The sequence below is a fragment of the Alicyclobacillus dauci genome, assembly GCF_026651605.1.
Taxonomy (GTDB): domain Bacteria; phylum Bacillota; class Bacilli; order Alicyclobacillales; family Alicyclobacillaceae; genus Alicyclobacillus; species Alicyclobacillus dauci.
This window is the reverse complement of sequence record NZ_CP104064.1, coordinates 185336-202350: the sequence shown is the minus strand read 5'-3', so window position 1 is coordinate 202350 and position 17015 is coordinate 185336. Positions and strand designations below refer to the sequence as shown.

The following is a 17015-nucleotide window of genomic DNA, read 5'->3' as shown; positions in this document are numbered from 1 at the left end:
CGGAACATGAGAGATAAGGGTGAAGACATGGACAACACGAAGAAGAATAGGAACAGGCTCCGAGATGCCCTGTTCAGCATCAGGACGAAATTGATGGGTATTGCTCTACTCATGCTAGTCATTCCCAGTGTAATTATCGGAATCATCTCGTACAATGTCGCGCACAACCAGTTGACAACCTCAAGTAAGATCGCCATGCAAAACGATGTGCGATTGGTCAACAACACGATTAAAATATTAAATTCGGAAGTTCAGGCTGGTCATATTTCGCTCGCAGATGCTCAAGAGCAAGTGAAGAGAATGGTGCTCGGACCCGTTCAAGCAAACGGTATGCGTCCAGTTAACCCCAGTTACGACATCGGAAACCACCACGGATTCTTCTATATCTTAGATACCAAGGGTAACTCTCTGGCAAGTCCCACATCCGAGGGAAAGAACATTTGGAACTCGAAAGACTCCCACGGTTTTTATATGATTCAGCAGGCGATTAAGGTAGCTGAGTCCGGTGGTGGCTTCACCACCTACATGTGGCCCATGCCGAACAATCCAAATCAGCAAGCACAAAAAATCGTCTACTCGGAACTATCTCCTGATTGGGGATGGGTTATCGCAGTCGGATCGTACATGAGTGACTTCAACAGCGGTGCCAACCAAGTCTTGACCAACATGCTCATCACACTTGTCATCTCACTTATTCTGGGTGCACTCATTGTAATTGTGTTCGCCACGCGGTTGGCTCGCCCCATTAAACAAATGGCAAGCACGGTTCAACGTGTCGCCGATGGCGATCTAACCGCTGAACCCCTGAAGTTTAAAAACCGGGATGAAATTGGTCGCTTGGCCCACGGCTTTAACTCGATGACGACAAGCCTCAAAGAGGTTATTTCGAAAGTCAGCATGATGTCTGACCAGGTGGCTGCCTCGTCAGAGCAGCTCTCGGCCAGTGCCGAGGAGAACACCAAGGCAACAGAACAAGTGACATCCGCCATTCAAGAAGTTGCAAGCGGTGCAGACCAGCAAGTTAAGAGTGTCGAGGAAAGTGTAAAAACAATTGAGGATCTAACCGAAGGAATGAATGTTGTCGCCAAAAACTCGGAAGACGTTTCCCATTCGGCTGACGAAGCGTCCAACGTTGCTGCTACCGGAAACAAATCGATCCAGTTAGCTGTGCGCCAAATGAACTCCATTGAGACAGCCATGACCAACTTGGCTGACGTCGTATCGAATCTGGGTGAGCGGTCCAGCGAGATCGGCAAGATTGTCGACGTCATCACGGAAATCTCCAGCCAAACGAATCTGCTGTCCCTAAACGCTGCCATCGAAGCCGCTCGGGCTGGCGAAAGTGGCCGAGGATTTGCCGTCGTCGCCGACGAGGTTCGCAAGCTGGCTGAACAGTCGTCGCAAGCCGCAAAACGCATTTCTGAGATCATCGGCGGCATTCAGGGAGAAACCAAGCTGGCAGTCGAGTCGATGGAAACCGCCAAGAGCGAAGTGACGTCTGGACTGAACACGGTCAACACTGCTGGCGAATCCTTTGAAGGGATCAAAGCTGTAGTCGACAACGTGGCTGCACAAATCCAAGAGGTTTCCGCTTCCGTTTCACAAATGTTGGTGGGAACGAAGAATCTGCACAACAGTATTCAGGGTGTATCCGAGGTCACGAGCACAACGACAGCCGGTGTCGAAACCGTATCTGCCGCTACCGAGGAACAACTTGCTTCCATGGAAGAGATCGCTGCTTCGGCAAATTCACTGAGCCGAATGGCAGAAGAGCTGCAACAGGTGATCAGCCGCTTCAAACTGTAACGGTTTGTCCCAAACGGACAGGGTGGGAATCCTCCACCCTGTCCCCAAGTTCTAGTACCCAAACGCTTATGTCGAACTCAGAGTTGTAATAGCACAAAATTAGGAGTAATCGCCGACAATGAATGCCAGCCTTCAAGAGACAGATACCGCAGGGTGTACACGCCTAACTCAAATCGCTATATCAGCAAAAACGGACGATGACGCCTTCCGTCAGTTAGTGCAGGAACTGTACCCGATTATCAAAGGCCTCGTAAAAAATATGAGTTACTCGAAAGTCTACGATACACAAGACGAATTTGTTCAAATCATGACCATTGAATTGTGGAATGCGGTTGAAGACTTCAGTCCTGATCGGAATGTCGCCTTCGAGTGGTTCGTCAAGGATTACTTATATAAGCGCAGCCGCTCGGTCCTGCGTTCTAAGTTCTACACTCGGCGCTCCACCTTTAACCTAAAAAGCATTCGCATTGCCGAAAACCCAACAGACGATGACGATAACCATGTCGCGTTCCCAACCGACAAAAACAGCCTCTTGTACAAGCTTTGGGAGCGGCGCGTACGCTCAACTGTTTTTAACAAATGCATCAAATCACTCACAAAGTTAGAAGGAGAAGTCCTCTATTTGTGGTACGTCGGTTGTTCCTACAAGGAAATTGAGGAGCGGCTGAACATCAACTACAAGTCGATCGACAACACCATGATGCGGGTGAAGAAAAAGTTGCGGGCAGACGATGAATTAAGCGAATTGTTCGCGTTTTGGAGAGATTTGAGTGCCACTTAGGAAGTTTTGTGCTGCGGGGTGGGGTAATCGGTTCGAGTATGACCTCCCCCCAAGCACCCATCCCAGCGCCAAAAGTCTAACTGCGACCCGATCCCCCTAGTGGAAACTCATATTCGTAGTAATCCCTCATCGGTTTGTACCCAATCTTCATATAGATACTGTTCGAAGTCGGATTGGTCAGATCCGTAAACAAGGAACAAAACGCATACCCTTCATCCAGCAATCGCTGGCTGACGGCCGCCACGCATCCAGTTGCATAACCACGTCTGCGATGAACTGGCGGCGTATAGACCGCATTCAAAACGATGCCCTGCTTGGTCGGACGAGTCTTGGCAACCATCGTCACTGCCTCTCCTCCATCTTCCCAAATGAAGGTCTCGCGGTTCCCTATCTTCGTCTCTGCGATCCGCTCGGCATCCGCAACACTCAGTTGTTCGTTTGTTGCCTCCTTGTCGAACTCGAGGTACCAACGGGCAATGAGTAATGTATCCGATTCTGAGGCTAGGCGCAGATGTCCCGGGGTGCGGCCGGGATGATCGACGGATCGCAACTGATATAGGCGCATGTGCATCCCCTGCATTAAAGTGACACCCGTCTGCGCCTTCCACGTGTCGGCAAACGCGCCCGCAACCTGCTGTGGCGCGACAACTTTTGTAAATCGGCCGCTGTGGGCGTCATGCGAATCGGAGTGTGGCTGGCCGATGGATAGAGCCGTTTGCCACTCTAGCAAATCCTTCACGAGTAATGTGAGCGCGTCACCCTCTACTTCGGCACGTGCGTACACGCTCAGGGGTAACCGATGTCCCATAATAGCCGCGAGGCTAATCCCTTTTTCGTCCTCGACGAATGCCATGTATGCGGGCCGATCCGGTGACGGAGGATTATCATCGAGCCGGTACGCGTTGGAGAGAATCAAGTTGGTCTCGGGATCGTGAACCGTTAAGAAGGGCTCGCACTCATGGAGAAACGCACTTGCATCGCCAAATCGTTTACAGCGCATGGAATTCATCCCCCCCCGATAAATTCCCATCATTGTATATCATATCAATGCCGTAGTGTAACTATTTTCTGCATAACCACGCATAGAGTGGCTCTCATGCGCCTCACTCGCCTCGAGCTGTCTGCCATTAACAGAAAAGGGGCGTCCCCTTCGGCACCGAAAAAACGAATGCCGTACAGGACACCCCTTTGCTGTCTCACAACTTACTTCGTAACCGTGTAAGCAATGTGGAACGCCGGAAGATCATCTCCTGGATGGTCCTTGGCGTACGTCAAGTGCGGTACGACATACGGATTCGGTAATGCCTGGTTCCCCTTGTACACAGTCGGGTAAATGTCCACATAGTGCACGCCAGGAGAGCCCGTGGCGTGGATTTGGAACTGCAGATCACCGTGCGAGTTGAATCCGCACCCGTATCCAATCCAGGAGTTGTCGTAATCCACACTGTAAATGTTATTGAAATAAGTAGTTCTCCTTAATAAGCCCTTATTGGACCGTCACCGTAAACGGTACGATGCTCTTGAATCCCTTCGAATCGGTTGCGACGATATGTGCTACGCCGGTTCCGATGGCGGTGACTGTTCCGTCTGCCGTCACAGTTGCCACTGCTGGGTTGTCAGATTGGAACGTGATGCTCGGCATCGGTGTGCATTGGTCACTTACACCAGCAACCGTCAATGTCTTGCCCACGGCAATGGTCTTCGCAACCTCGCCTGGTGTGCCGTCGTTGACTGCAACGACGCGTTCATACCCTGTGACAGCGGGTTGGCCAAGGTACTGTACGCTATAGTGTGGTACTGGCTGATGAGCTGTTGGTGGAATTTCCGGAATGGCCAGGGTGGCTGTCGTCATGTCGGTATTCATCGTCACTTTCGAAACCGCAACTGGACTTGCCGTCGTTCCAACTGTGCCCGTGACCACAAAGTCTGACGCTGCAGGTGTAGCCGTCAGTGGCTTGTTAAAGACAACGGTCAGGCTCCCATTCGTAGCGACTACTGACGCAATCGATGCATCATTAGGAGACTGTACGGTCAGTGTGAACGGCACGATGCTTGTGAAGCCTTTTGCGTCCGTTGCGATGATGTGTGCCACACCGGATGCGAGAGCTGTGACTGTTCCGTCTGCCGTCACCGTTGCGACCGCTGGGTTGTCGGACTGGAATGTGATGCTCGGCATCGGTGTGCACTGGTCACTTACACCAGCAACGGTCACGGTTTGACCGACTTGTACGGTTTTCGCAACCTCGCCTAATGTACCGTCGTTGACTGCAACGACGCGTTCATACGCTGCGACCGTCGCACCGCCGAGGTATTTGACGCTGTAATGTGGGACAGGTTGGTGTGCAGTAGGTGGAATTTCCGGAATGGTGAGGGTGACCGTCTTCTTGTCAGCGCTTACGTCCACCTTAGATACGGGCACGGATGTTGAGCTCGATCCGACCGATCCCGTCACAACAAAATCGCTAGCAGCCGGCGTGGAGGTGAGCGGCTGATCAAACACAACTGTGATACTTCCGTTTGTGGCGACTGCGGAGGAAATGGTAGCCTGATTGGCTGCTGGGCTCACGGACAGTGTATGTGTGTTGCCGTTCCAATTCCCGGTCCATCCGAATGCCTCCAATAGAGATGTCACGTAGTAGATCGGGGCAAATGTCGTGGATATCTTTGGAGCGGCGGGATCGTGTTGGACAATGGTATTGAATTTCTTGACGAGTTTTCCGTTCACGGTGACGCTGGTGTTACCGGATCCCACGTTGACCTTGGAAAAGTCGATATTCGTTTTTGAAGTGGTGAGTGCCCATGTATGTGTGGAGCCGTTCCATGTGGCCTTGTAGCCAGCCTTGTTGAATAATTGATTGAGATAATATACCGGCAAATACGATGTGTCGTGGCTGCCGTCATTCGCAACGACGCCGTACAGTGAACTGACTGTCGTTCCACTGATGGAAATCGACGCTTTGAACGAATTGGTTGAAGAAGTTGACGCGAACGCCATTGGTAGACCCGTTCCAATCACAACGGTTGTGGCTGCAAGGCCTGTTAGAATGCGCTTCATAAATGTGTTTCCCCTTTCGATTACACCTCTGTTTTAGCATCTCAAGGAGTGAATTAATGGATAATTCATGACCATTATTCCACTTACCCCAGAAAGTAACTATACACCAAAATATTTAGAATATATTGACGTTTTTTCGTCGTTCTTCCGAATGTTACGATAGGTCGGTTTCTAACACCAACCAATTGTTCCAAGTCATTCACGTTATACATTGTGTTGATGGATGCAACGATCGGGCCTGACTGGATACAGGTTCAATTCGAACCCAGTAACGACACCAAAGTTCCCCCAGCCACCGCGAATCGCCCAGAACATGCTACAGCTTTGTTATCCATTTGTCGGGATGCCATGCCGCTCAATTCGTTCACAAGATGTTGGTCTGATCCGCTCTCTTCAACGATGGACACGTTCCGGTCGGAAGATCTTCCTCATATACACTGACTGCAGAACTTGCAGCTGATCGACTTCACATCAGTCGTGCTACATACTATCGACATCGCCATGAAGCACTAACGGATGTGATTGAACAACTTCGGTCGTCAAAGTAACTCAAAGACAAAGAAAATGCAAACAACTGGGACATGGATGACACATTTTGACTACCTTTGTCGAATGAAGTTGCATTCCCTCGATTCACATAATATTTACATAAAATCAATAGACTTGGATGCGATCCCTTTGGTAGATTCGACTGTGCAGTAAACATAAACTAGGGAGGAACGAACATGAAAAACCGCTTTGTATCGCGCAGCATGCGTCTTCCACTCATCGCATCTTTTGGTACTGCAAGTCTGTTGGCAACAGGTTTGTCTTTGCAACCAACCGTTTTCGCCAAGTCCACTAGCTCAAATGATCCGGCGGCTACAGCCTCGAGTAAAGCAAACAATCACAATCCTGTTAAGCACGTCGTGTACATTATCATGGACAACGTTCACTATAGTGACATTCAACAAATGCCGCACGTTGTGAAATTCCTGCATCAAGGGACCGTACTCCAGAACGATCACACCATTCTCGATTCCCATACGCAAGACGGCATGTTGTCGGACATGACAGGTAAATATCCGAGTCAGACGGGTGTGATCGACCAAGGATACTACGAAAATGGTCAATATGCGGGCTTTGGCTATTGGACCAATCCAGACCCGGATGGGAAGCCCCACGTGACGACAACTCCGAACTGGCAAACGTTTAACCAAAATGGCTGGAACGTCGGTGCAATTGGGGCACCAGACATGGAATTAGAGAGTACCGGGGAATTGAAACAGGCGGACATGAACCCATCCGACTCCAAGGCTTCGGACTATTTGGGTGTTGCGGTGCATAACGCGAGCGGATCGACAACGATTGGTTCACCCAACCTGCCATACCTATTCAATGCACCATCTTGGACCGATCCGACAAAGACCCTAGGCGGCTATCCCGGCTGGAGTGACAACGCGGATTTGAATTGGTCGCTGCAGGCTACATACGAGATGCAAACACACGGTGTGCCTGTCACCTTCACATACCTCCATGACGCACATGAAGTGGGTGGCAAGGAAGCCCTGCCAGGAACGTACGACAGCACCCTACAAAGTTACGACACCGCAATGAACACCTTCTTCACCAAACTCAATGCCGCGGGGATGAGTCCTTCAAACACACTATTTGTTATCACGACCGACGAAGGCGATCACCTCATGCCGCAAGGCGAACAAACCACCAATCTCACAGGTTGGCTGGCGAACAACTCGCTCAACACGGCTGACCCGAACAATATTACCGTCTATGGTGACAGCGGTGCACTCGTTTATCTGAAGGACCAATCCAAGTTACCGCAGATGCTCGCATCGCTGGACGCGGTACCTGGGTGGAATTACGTTGCCGATCCGACGGAACTCAGTGCATTGCACATGAGTGTGAGCGCTGCGCCGGATCGAAATCCGTCTTTTGTCCTGTTCTCGAAACCGGACGTTTATTACGGGTATAAAGGTAGCACCGACTGGAGCTACGACACCGGTTACTACTGGAACCACGGCACAATTAGCCCAGACATTCTCGACATCTGGGCCGGCTTCGTAGGACCTGGAGTCAAGTCGGGCAATACCTCCACACAATGGACCGATCACGCCGACACGATGCCTACCATCTACTCGCTCCTCGGCTACAATCTAACAAATCAACATTTTGACGGTGTTCCGGCCGTCTCCGTATTCAGCAAGGCAAACAACGGTAAACCGGAAGCTAACCTGCTAAGCGCCGAATCCGTATTCAAACAATTGAATGCGCCGGTTGGTCAATTTGGAATGGCCACCCTGCGGATGTCGACGGAGGCTTCCATTAACGCGACCAATACGGAGGGTACGAGTCTCGATAAACAAATCGGTGACATCACATCCGAGCGGGACGCTGCCGCTAAGGCGCTCCAGCAGGATATTCTCAACACCGTACAGGGCCATCCGGTATCGTCGAAACAACTCAGCACGGATGTCGATCGCGCACAACACATTCTCGACCAAATTCAAGCCTACACGACGAACTAAGTATTGTTTCCTCGGAGCCAGACATGAACTTTGCCCGTAAATAAAAAAGAAGGATTGGAGACAATGTCTCCAATCCTTCTTTTTTATATGCACCACGAGCGAATGCCAGAAATACGATGGTGGGCCCAGGAGGACTCGAACCTCCGACCTCACGATTATCAGTCGTGCGCTCTAGCCAGCTGAGCTATGGGCCCATATGTACTTCGTGGTGCGGTCGAGAGGACTTGAACCTCCACGGGGTTGCCCCCACAAGAACCTGAATCTTGCGCGTCTGCCAATTCCGCCACGACCGCATGTACAATAGTATATTTAACTGGCGGAGCTGACGGGATTCGAACCCGCGATCTCCTGCGTGACAGGCAGGCATGTTAGGCCTCTACACCACAGCTCCATATGGTTGCGGGGGCAGGACTTGAACCTGCGACCTTCGGGTTATGAGCCCGACGAGCTGCCAACTGCTCCACCCCGCGACAGTTTGGTGGGTCATGAAGGAATCGAACCTTCAACCTGCCGATTAAGAGTCGGATGCTCTGCCAATTGAGCTAATGACCCATTGCTGGCGTGCCCTGAGAGATTCGAACTCCCGACCTTTTGATTCGTAGTCAAACGCTCTATCCAGCTGAGCTAAGGGCACATTGGCTGGGGAAGAAGGATTCGAACCTTCGCGTGACGGTACCAAAAACCGTTGCCTTACCGCTTGGCTATTCCCCATTGTGGGGTGAGTGATGGGAATTGAACCCACGAATGCCGGAATCACAATCCGGTGCGTTAACCACTTCGCCACACTCACCATATTCATGCTGCTACATCCTACCCACTGTATAAAAACTTATACATCTGAGGTAGACGTGCAGGTTGGTGGAGGGGGAAGGATTCGAACCTTCGAAGCTTCCGCAACGGATTTACAGTCCGCCCCATTTGGCCACTTTGGTACCCCTCCATGGAGCCAGCAACAGGAGTCGAACCTGCGACCTACTGATTACAAGTCAGTTGCTCTACCAACTGAGCTATGCTGGCATGGAGCCACCTGTCGGATTTGAACCGACGACCTGCTCATTACGAGTGAGCCGCTCTACCCCTGAGCCAAGGTGGCACCTGGTAGCGGCGAGTGGATTCGAACCACCGACGCCACGGGTATGAACCGTGTGCTCTAACCAACTGAGCTACGCCGCCATAACTGGTGGCTCGGGACGGAATCGAACCGCCGACACGAGGATTTTCAGTCCTCTGCTCTACCGACTGAGCTACCGAGCCAATTTGGTTGCGGGGGCAGGACTTGAACCTGCGACCTTCGGGTTATGAGCCCGACGAGCTGCCAACTGCTCCACCCCGCGACATCATACAAAAGACATTGAAACATTGGAGGCGCCAACCGGATTCGAACCGGTGATAAAGGTTTTGCAGACCTCTGCCTTACCACTTGGCTATGGCGCCAAGAGGCGAAACACAAACGATGCGGGTGAAGGGACTCGAACCCCCACGGTTTCCCGCTGGAACCTAAATCCAGTGCGTCTGCCAATTCCGCCACACCCGCATGTCATTGGCGGAGGGAGAGGGATTCGAACCCCCGTGGGCTTGCACCCTAACGGTTTTCAAGACCGCCCCGTTATGACCGCTTCGGTATCCCTCCAGGTCCTTGAGTAGAAGACGGGATCCCCACCAAGTATTGAAAAATCATCCCGAATAGGGAGCTTGGCACTGAATCCCGACTTGCAACTCTGTGAGCGGAAGACGGAATTTGTGATACCGACGCGTTGGCTTCACTACATCTCACAGTGGAACCCGCCGGCCCCGAGCCCGTCTACCGCGACCTTATGGAGCGGAAGACGGGATTCGAACCCGCGACCCTCGCCTTGGCAAGGCGATGCTCTACCCCTGAGCCACTTCCGCATATGGTGGGCGCTGACGGGATCGAACCGCCGACCCTCTGCTTGTAAGGCAGATGCTCTCCCAGCTGAGCTAAGCGCCCTAAGTGGTGACCCCAGCGGGACTCGAACCCGCGTTACCGCCGTGAAAGGGCGGTGTCTTAACCGCTTGACCATGGGGCCAAATTTGGCTCCCCGAGTAGGATTCGAACCTACGACCCTCCGGTTAACAGCCGGATGCTCTACCGCTGAGCTATCGAGGAACATGGTGGAGGTAAACGGATTCGAACCGATGACCCCCTGCTTGCAAGGCAGGTGCTCTCCCAGCTGAGCTATACCCCCACGTTCGCGATGCCGAAGGCCGGACTCGAACCGGCACGGTTTCCCGCACGATTTTGAGTCGTGTGCGTCTGCCAATTCCGCCACTTCGGCAAGTATGAGCCATGCTGGATTCGAACCAGCGACACCCTGATTAAAAGTCAGGTGCTCTACCAACTGAGCTAATGGCTCTTTTTGGAGCGGGTGATGGGAATCGAACCCACGCTATCAGCTTGGAAGGCTGAAGTTCTACCATTGAACTACACCCGCACATCATGGCGTGTCCGGAGGGATTCGAACCCGCGACCCACAGCTTAGAAGGCTGTTGCTCTATCCAGCTGAGCTACGGACACAAAGTGCATGCCGATCACGCTCTGGTGTCGAAGGCGGGACTTGAACCCGCACGGGTCTCCCCACACGCCCCTCAAACGTGCGCGTCTGCCGATTCCGCCACTCCGACATGTTACGTTTAAAATTCGCCACGGCTTGTGCCGCAGAGTTCGAGGAACAGAAAACCCCGGGTCAGCATTCCTGCTTTCCCAGGGTATATCCCTGGTACCTCTCTCGCCTGGCAACGTCCTACTTTCCCAGGAGGTCTCCCTCCAAGTATCCTTGGCGCTGGAGGTCTTCACGTCCGTGTTCGGTATGGGTACGGGTGTTTCCCCTCCGCTATGGCCACCAGGCTGCTTCTGCTCCGGTGTTCGCTTCGCTGGCTTCGGCCTTACGGCCAAAAGACACGCTACGCTCACACCTCCGCAAAGGCGTTGTCCACTTAGCATGGCACCTTTACGTTGCAGTCGCTATGTACCGCAGCTTTCGCTACAGTTTGTGGTCCTTGCTTCTGAACTATGGAACAACCTCTCTGTTCTGGTGAAGCCCTCGACCGATTCGTATCTGTCCGCTCCACGTATCACTACGCTTCCACTCCAGACCGATCTACCTTGTCTTCTTCAAGGGGTCTTACTCCGTTATCCGGATGGGATACGTTATCTTGAGGCTGGCTTCGCGCTTAGATGCTTTCAGCGCTTATCCTTTCCCGACTTGGCTACCCAGCTATGCTTCTGGCGAAACAACTGGTACACCAGCGGTCGGTTCATCCCGGTCCTCTCGTACTAAGGACGAACCCTCTCACGTATCCTGCGCCCGCGGCAGATAGGGACCGAACTGTCTCACGACGTTCTGAACCCAGCTCGCGTACCGCTTTAATGGGCGAACAGCCCAACCCTTGGGACCGACTTCAGCCCCAGGATGCGATGAGCCGACATCGAGGTGCCAAACCTCCCCGTCGATGTGAACTCTTGGGGGAGATCAGCCTGTTATCCCCGGGGTAGCTTTTATCCGTTGAGCGATGGCCCTTCCACTCGGTGCCACCGGGTCACTAAGCCCGACTTTCGTCCCTGCTCGACCTGTCCGTCTCGCAGTCAAGCTCCCTTTTGCCTTTACACGCACCGCGCGATTTCCATCCGCGCTGAGGGAACCTTTGGGCGCCTCCGTTACTCTTTTGGAGGCGACCGCCCCAGTCAAACTGTCCACCTGACACTGTCCCCGAACCAGGTTATGGTCCTAGGTTAGAACACAAGTACCTCAAGGGTGGTATCCCAACGCCGACTCCACTCAGGCTGGCGCCCAAGCTTCTCTGTCTCCCACCTATCCTGTACATGACGTACCCGTATCCCATATCAAGCTACAGTCAAGCTCCACGGGGTCTTTCCGTCTAACCGCGGGTAACCTGCATCTTCACAGGTATTACAATTTCACCGGGTCTCTCGTTGAGACAGCGCCCAAGTCGTTACGCCTTTCGTGCGGGTCAGAACTTACCTGACAAGGAATTTCGCTACCTTAGGACCGTTATAGTTACGGCCGCCGTTTACTGGGGCTTCAATTCGGAGCTTCGGACCTTAGCCCTAACCCCTCCTCTTAACCTTCCAGCACCGGGCAGGCGTCAGCCCCTATACTTCGCCTTTCGGCTTCGCAGAGACCTGTGTTTTTGCTAAACAGTCGCTTGGGCCTTTTCACTGCGGCTTCTCTCGAAGCGCCCCTTCTCCCGAAGTTACGGGGCCATTTTGCCGAGTTCCTTAACGAGAGTTCTCCCGCGCGCCTTCGTGTTCTCCACGCGCCCACCTGTGTCGGTTTCCGGTACGGGCACCACTTCACTCACTAGAGGCTTTTCTCGGCAGTGTGACTTACAGGACTTCGCTACTGTTCTTCGCTCCCCATCACAGCTCACGCTTCACGGAGTGCGGATTTCCCTACACTCCACGCTCACTGCTTGGACGGCCTCTTCCATCCGGCCGCTTCCTTCAGCCTCCTGCGTTACCCCTTCGCTCAAACGCTCCGCGGTGGTACAGGAATTTCAACCTGTTGTCCTTCGACTACGCCTTTCGGCCTCGCCTTAGGTCCCGACTTACCCTGGGCGGACGAGCCTTCCCCAGGAAACCTTGGGCTTTCGGCGGACAAGATTCTCACTTGTCTTTTCGCTACTCATACCGGCATTCTCACTTCCATCCGCTCCACCATGCCTTCCAGCACAGCTTCCCCGCAAATGGAACGCTCCCCTACCATGTTTCCATCCATAGCTTCGGTGTCTGGTTTAGCCCCGTTACATTTTCCGCGCAGCGCCACTCGACCAGTGAGCTATTACGCACTCTTTAAATGGTGGCTGCTTCTAAGCCAACATCCTGGTTGTCTGTGCAACGCCACATCGTTCCCCACTGAACCAGTACTTTGGGACCTTAGCTGTTGGTCTGGGCTGTTTCCCTCTTGACCACGGGTCTTATCACTCGTAGTCTGACTGCCAGGTTCTTCGACAAAGTGGCATTCGCAGTTTGACTGAGCTTGGTAACCCTCGCGGGCCCCGCACCCAATCAGTGCTCTACCTCCACTTCTCATTCCCTGACGCTAGCCCTCAAGCTATTTCGGGGAGAACCAGCTATCTCCGGGTTCGATTGGAATTTCTCCCCTACCCCCAGTTCATCCCCTGGCTTTTCAACGCCAGTGGGTTCGGGCCTCCATGCGGTGTTACCCGCACTTCACCCTGACCAGGGGTAGATCACCCGGTTTCGGGTCGATGACGACAAACTTATTCGCCCTCTTCAGACTCGCTTTCGCTTCGGCTTCGGCTCCTTCGCCTTAACCTTGCTTGCCATCATCACTCGCCGGTTCATTCTACAAAAGGCACGCCGTCACATGTCATGCATGCTCCGACTGCTTGTAAGCACACGGTTTCAGGTTCTCTTTCACTCCGCTCCCGCGGTCCTTTTCACCTTTCCCTCACGGTACTATCCGCTATCGGTCGCCAAGGAGTATTTAGCCTTAGGAGGTGGTCCTCCCAGATTCCCACGGGATTCCTCGTGTCCCGCAGTACTTGGGGTCTGTATCACTTTCCGAAATCCATTTCAGTTACCGGGCTCTCACCGTCTATGGCCGGCCTTCCCATGCCGTTCTCCTATGGATTCTTTCCAGTTGGTTCCCTGCAGGTCCCCACTTACAGCCCCTCGACCCCGCATACGCATCGACTGCAGTCTGTACCACGTATACGGTTTAGGCTTCTCCGCTTTCGCTCGCCACTACTTACGGAATCGCGTTCGCTTTCTTTTCCTCGAGGTACTTAGATGTTTCAGTTCCCTCGGTTGCCTCCGCACAGCTATGTATTCACTGTACGGTACTAGCGCTTCACACTAGCAGGTTTCCCCATTCGGACACCCACGGATCAATGCTCGCTTACAGCTCCCCGTGGCATTTCGGTGTTCGCCCCGTCCTTCTTCGGCTCTTGGCGCCTAGGCATCCTCCGTGCGCTCTTTCTAACTTCACCGTGTCGCCTTCAGATGCACTTCGGATTACTTCGTCACTCGTCGGCCAACTCCCTCACGTACTTATGTACGCTCAGTGCGTTGCCCTCCTCGTTCCTCGTACTCCTCGCACCTCTTTGGCTTATACTTCCCGGTTACGTTAACCTGTTACTCGCATTTCGGATACCGGTTTTTACTTTCGAGGTTGTTCCATATTCAGTTGCCAAGGTACCTTGAGTTTGCCTGAGTCACGAAGACTCTTTGGCTCCCTCAAAACTAAACACATTCCCACGACCTGAAAGGGTGTTTCTCCGTAGAAAGGAGGTGATCCAGCCGCACCTTCCGATACGGCTACCTTGTTACGACTTCACCCCAATCATCAACCCCACCTTCGGCGGCTGGCTCCAAAAGGTTACCTCACCGACTTCGGGTGTTGCCGACTCTCGTGGTGTGACGGGCGGTGTGTACAAGGCCCGGGAACGGATTCACCGCGGCATGCTGATCCGCGATTACTAGCAATTCCGGCTTCATGCAGGCGAGTTGCAGCCTGCAATCCGAACTACGAACGGCTTTTTAGGTTTGGCTCCACCTCGCGGCTTCGCTTCCCGTTGTACCGCCCATTGTAGCACGTGTGTAGCCCAGGACATAAAGGGCATGATGATTTGACGTCATCCCCGCCTTCCTCCGACTTACGCCGGCAGTCACCTGTGAGTCCCCACCATTACGTGCTGGTAACACAGGTCAAGGGTTGCGCTCGTTGCGGGACTTAACCCAACATCTCACGACACGAGCTGACGACAACCATGCACCACCTGTCACCCCTGCCCCGAAGGGAAGGTACATCTCTGCACCTGTCAGAGGGATGTCAAGCCCTGGTAAGGTTCTTCGCGTTGCTTCGAATTAAACCACATGCTCCACTGCTTGTGCGGGCCCCCGTCAATTCCTTTGAGTTTCAGTCTTGCGACCGTACTCCCCAGGCGGAGTGCTTATTGGGTTTCCTTCGGCACTGGGGTGTGTCCCCCAACACCTAGCACTCATCGTTTACGGCGTGGACTACCAGGGTATCTAATCCTGTTTGCTCCCCACGCTTTCGTGCCTCAGCGTCAGTCACTGTCCAGCAAGGCGCCTTCGCCACTGGTATTCCTCCACATATCTACGCATTTCACCGCTACACGTGGAATTCCCCTTGCCTCTCCAGCACTCAAGTTGCGCAGTTTCCAGAGCAGTCCCAAGGTTGAGCCTTGGACTTTCACTCCAGACACACGTAACCGCCTACGCACGCTTTACGCCCAGTGATTCCGGACAACGCTTGCCCCCTACGTATTACCGCGGCTGCTGGCACGTAGTTAGCCGGGGCTTCCTCACTCGGTACCGTCTCACAAGGAGCTTTCCACTCTCCTTGTCTCTCTCCCCGAGCAACAGAGCTTTACAACCCGAAGGCCTTCTTCGCTCACGCGGCGTTGCTCCGTCAGGCTTGCGCCCATTGCGGAAGATTCCCTACTGCTGCCTCCCGTAGGAGTCTGGGCCGTGTCTCAGTCCCAGTGTGGCCGGTCACCCTCTCAGGTCGGCTACGCATCGTCGCCTTGGTGAGCCGTTACCTCACCAACTAGCTAATGCGCCGCGGGCTCCTCTACCAGTGATGCATTTTGCATCTTTCAATTCACGAAGATGCCTTCGCGAATGTTATCCAGCATTAGCACCCGTTTCCGAGTGTTATTCCAGTCTGATAGGCAGATTGCCCACGTGTTACTCACCCGTCCGCCGCTAACCCCGAAGGGTTCGCTCGACTTGCATGTATTAGGCACGCCGCCAGCGTTCGTCCTGAGCCAGGATCAAACTCTCAATAAATGTTACTGGCGTTTCGCCAGAATGTTATCCGTTTGTCGCGACAACCGAAGTTGTCTCGACTGAAACTTCCAGGCGTGGTGTGTTTAGTTTTCAAGGAACCAAATCAATCAGTGCCGTCGAAGCGGCGAGAAATAATATACCATGAATCGATGTTCATTGTCACTGGTAAGTTCTTCATGGGGTTTGATTCGGTGTTCGTATCTCCCGAACTAATGCCGAGCTTAAGTAGAGAAACTCAAGTCAAACATCGAACCGAACAACAACAAATGCACCAGCGACGCGGTATATTGGGGTCGTTCTGAAAGAGAAGCTTCAGAAGCGACGTCGAATAATATAGCACGGTTGACGCAGTTGGTCAACACTTATTTTTAAAAAATGTATCGCTCATGACATCGTGTATGTTCTGTGCGACTTTCCTTCACTTTTGGCTATGTCAGGTGCGGTCCGCGGCTACCCTCAACGACAACGGATATCAGACGTTGCCATGCGAAAGAGAAAATCCTTGACGGCGCAAAGGATTCTGCCTTGAGAGCTTCTTGTTTTATTGTAACGGAGGATAGGATGTTGGGCAGTGGGTGGGGGGTAAGTCCATATTAACTCCCAGGCCTTCGTTCGGGTGTGTGAAGTAGAAGAATGCCAATCCGTTATCGAGTTCACGCCGCCAAGCGGAATTTACTAGCGTCTTTGGTTCCTTTATGTGGTCATTTGTTACTCACCAGACGGCTGTGCAGATGAACAGGGGTCACTGAGTCCTTTGTTCCCGTATGAGTAGATGTAAAGTTCCTAACAAAGAATGCTTGTACCTTAACCCCTCCGCGTACGCGTGCACCAGGGCCTGCTACCCCGGTACGCAACCGTGTGCATCCCCACAGCCTCTGGCTCCCACCCATTTAATTCCTATCCAAAATCCGACAGGTCACGTATACAGGTTTACTAACAAGTGATGTCATTGTGACCTCATCAATCCCAGTTAGATCTATCTTACAATTTGCGCATTCGGTTTTAAGGTAGAAGGGAGGACTGTCCAAG

At 52.9% G+C, this 17015-nt stretch carries 7 protein-coding genes, 27 tRNA genes and 3 rRNA genes; 3 read left to right on the top strand and 34 right to left on the bottom strand.

Annotation, left to right across the window (positions count from 1 at the left end; genetic code table 11):
• Positions 1–6 precede the first annotated feature (6 nt).
• Positions 7–1806 (top strand): methyl-accepting chemotaxis protein, encoded by a 1800-nt coding sequence (locus tag NZD86_RS01000; protein ID WP_268044608.1) that lies wholly within the window; start codon positions 7–9, stop codon positions 1804–1806.
• 118 nt (positions 1807–1924) lie between these two features.
• Positions 1925–2587 (top strand): sigma-70 family RNA polymerase sigma factor, encoded by a 663-nt coding sequence (locus tag NZD86_RS00995; RefSeq protein ID WP_268044607.1) that lies wholly within the window; start codon positions 1925–1927, stop codon positions 2585–2587.
• A 76-nt stretch (positions 2588–2663) separates the two neighbouring features.
• Here the strand turns inward: NZD86_RS00995 and NZD86_RS00990 are convergent, their stop codons facing one another.
• The 4 genes from NZD86_RS00990 to NZD86_RS00975 all read right to left on the bottom strand — a co-directional run bounded on the left by NZD86_RS00990 (position 2664) and on the right by NZD86_RS00975 (position 6049).
• The gene (locus tag NZD86_RS00990; RefSeq protein ID WP_268044606.1) at positions 2664–3587 is read right to left on the bottom strand and encodes a GNAT family N-acetyltransferase; all 924 of its coding nucleotides are present in this window, start codon (positions 3585–3587) and stop codon (positions 2664–2666) included.
• A 203-nt stretch (positions 3588–3790) separates the two neighbouring features.
• Positions 3791–4030, bottom strand: coding sequence for a hypothetical protein (locus NZD86_RS00985; protein WP_268044605.1), 240 nt, complete (start codon positions 4028–4030; stop codon positions 3791–3793).
• 43 nt (positions 4031–4073) lie between these two features.
• On the bottom strand, positions 4074–5642 hold the full coding sequence (locus NZD86_RS00980) for an Ig-like domain-containing protein (RefSeq protein WP_268044603.1): 1569 nt from the start codon (positions 5640–5642) through the stop codon (positions 4074–4076).
• A gap of 254 nt (positions 5643–5896) precedes the next feature.
• Complete coding sequence (locus tag NZD86_RS00975; RefSeq protein ID WP_268044602.1) at positions 5897–6049, bottom strand: hypothetical protein; 153 nt, start codon at positions 6047–6049, stop codon at positions 5897–5899.
• A 318-nt stretch (positions 6050–6367) separates the two neighbouring features.
• Here NZD86_RS00975 and NZD86_RS00970 point away from each other — a divergent pair, with 318 nt between their 5' ends.
• Entirely contained in the window at positions 6368–8167 is a 1800-nt protein-coding gene (locus tag NZD86_RS00970) for an alkaline phosphatase family protein (RefSeq protein WP_268044601.1), read from the top strand.
• A 117-nt stretch (positions 8168–8284) separates the two neighbouring features.
• On the opposite strand, the gene NZD86_RS00965 is transcribed toward NZD86_RS00970, so the two are convergent.
• From NZD86_RS00965 to NZD86_RS00820, 30 genes are all read right to left on the bottom strand, one after another.
• Positions 8285–8361, bottom strand: a tRNA-Ile gene (locus tag NZD86_RS00965).
• Positions 8362–8373: 12 nt separating this feature from the next.
• Positions 8374–8460 (bottom strand) — tRNA-Leu (locus tag NZD86_RS00960).
• A gap of 21 nt (positions 8461–8481) precedes the next feature.
• Positions 8482–8558, bottom strand: a tRNA-Asp gene (locus NZD86_RS00955).
• 3 nt (positions 8559–8561) lie between these two features.
• Positions 8562–8637, bottom strand: a tRNA-Met gene (locus NZD86_RS00950).
• A 6-nt stretch (positions 8638–8643) separates the two neighbouring features.
• Positions 8644–8719 (bottom strand) — tRNA-Lys (locus NZD86_RS00945).
• Between the two features lie 5 nt (positions 8720–8724).
• A tRNA-Arg gene (locus tag NZD86_RS00940) sits at positions 8725–8801 on the bottom strand.
• Positions 8802–8803: 2 nt separating this feature from the next.
• A tRNA-Gln gene (locus NZD86_RS00935) sits at positions 8804–8878 on the bottom strand.
• Positions 8879–8881: 3 nt separating this feature from the next.
• Positions 8882–8957, bottom strand: a tRNA-His gene (locus NZD86_RS00930).
• Positions 8958–9023: 66 nt separating this feature from the next.
• Positions 9024–9107, bottom strand: a tRNA-Tyr gene (locus NZD86_RS00925).
• Position 9108: 1 nt separating this feature from the next.
• Positions 9109–9184, bottom strand: a tRNA-Thr gene (locus NZD86_RS00920).
• Position 9185: 1 nt separating this feature from the next.
• Positions 9186–9260, bottom strand: a tRNA-Thr gene (locus NZD86_RS00915).
• Between the two features lie 3 nt (positions 9261–9263).
• Positions 9264–9340: transfer RNA gene (locus NZD86_RS00910), tRNA-Met, on the bottom strand.
• A gap of 5 nt (positions 9341–9345) precedes the next feature.
• Positions 9346–9421 (bottom strand) — tRNA-Phe (locus NZD86_RS00905).
• A gap of 4 nt (positions 9422–9425) precedes the next feature.
• Positions 9426–9501, bottom strand: a tRNA-Met gene (locus NZD86_RS00900).
• 26 nt (positions 9502–9527) lie between these two features.
• Positions 9528–9601, bottom strand: a tRNA-Cys gene (locus tag NZD86_RS00895).
• Between the two features lie 20 nt (positions 9602–9621).
• Positions 9622–9701 (bottom strand) — tRNA-Leu (locus NZD86_RS00890).
• A 7-nt stretch (positions 9702–9708) separates the two neighbouring features.
• Positions 9709–9797: transfer RNA gene (locus NZD86_RS00885), tRNA-Ser, on the bottom strand.
• 185 nt (positions 9798–9982) lie between these two features.
• Positions 9983–10057, bottom strand: a tRNA-Gly gene (locus NZD86_RS00880).
• A gap of 3 nt (positions 10058–10060) precedes the next feature.
• A tRNA-Val gene (locus tag NZD86_RS00875) sits at positions 10061–10136 on the bottom strand.
• A gap of 4 nt (positions 10137–10140) precedes the next feature.
• Positions 10141–10215, bottom strand: a tRNA-Glu gene (locus NZD86_RS00870).
• Between the two features lie 5 nt (positions 10216–10220).
• Positions 10221–10295, bottom strand: a tRNA-Asn gene (locus NZD86_RS00865).
• 3 nt (positions 10296–10298) lie between these two features.
• Positions 10299–10374: transfer RNA gene (locus tag NZD86_RS00860), tRNA-Ala, on the bottom strand.
• Between the two features lie 10 nt (positions 10375–10384).
• Positions 10385–10464, bottom strand: a tRNA-Leu gene (locus NZD86_RS00855).
• A gap of 5 nt (positions 10465–10469) precedes the next feature.
• A tRNA-Lys gene (locus NZD86_RS00850) sits at positions 10470–10542 on the bottom strand.
• 4 nt (positions 10543–10546) lie between these two features.
• Positions 10547–10620 (bottom strand) — tRNA-Gly (locus NZD86_RS00845).
• 6 nt (positions 10621–10626) lie between these two features.
• A tRNA-Arg gene (locus NZD86_RS00840) sits at positions 10627–10703 on the bottom strand.
• Positions 10704–10725: 22 nt separating this feature from the next.
• Positions 10726–10810, bottom strand: a tRNA-Leu gene (locus NZD86_RS00835).
• A 106-nt stretch (positions 10811–10916) separates the two neighbouring features.
• Positions 10917–11033 (bottom strand): 5S ribosomal RNA (rrf, locus tag NZD86_RS00830).
• A 184-nt stretch (positions 11034–11217) separates the two neighbouring features.
• Positions 11218–14161 (bottom strand): 23S ribosomal RNA (locus NZD86_RS00825).
• Positions 14162–14455: 294 nt separating this feature from the next.
• Positions 14456–15986 (bottom strand): 16S ribosomal RNA (locus NZD86_RS00820).
• The 16S, 23S and 5S rRNA genes sit together here with 27 tRNA genes alongside, the layout of an rRNA operon.
• Between the last annotated feature and the right edge of the window lie 1029 nt (positions 15987–17015).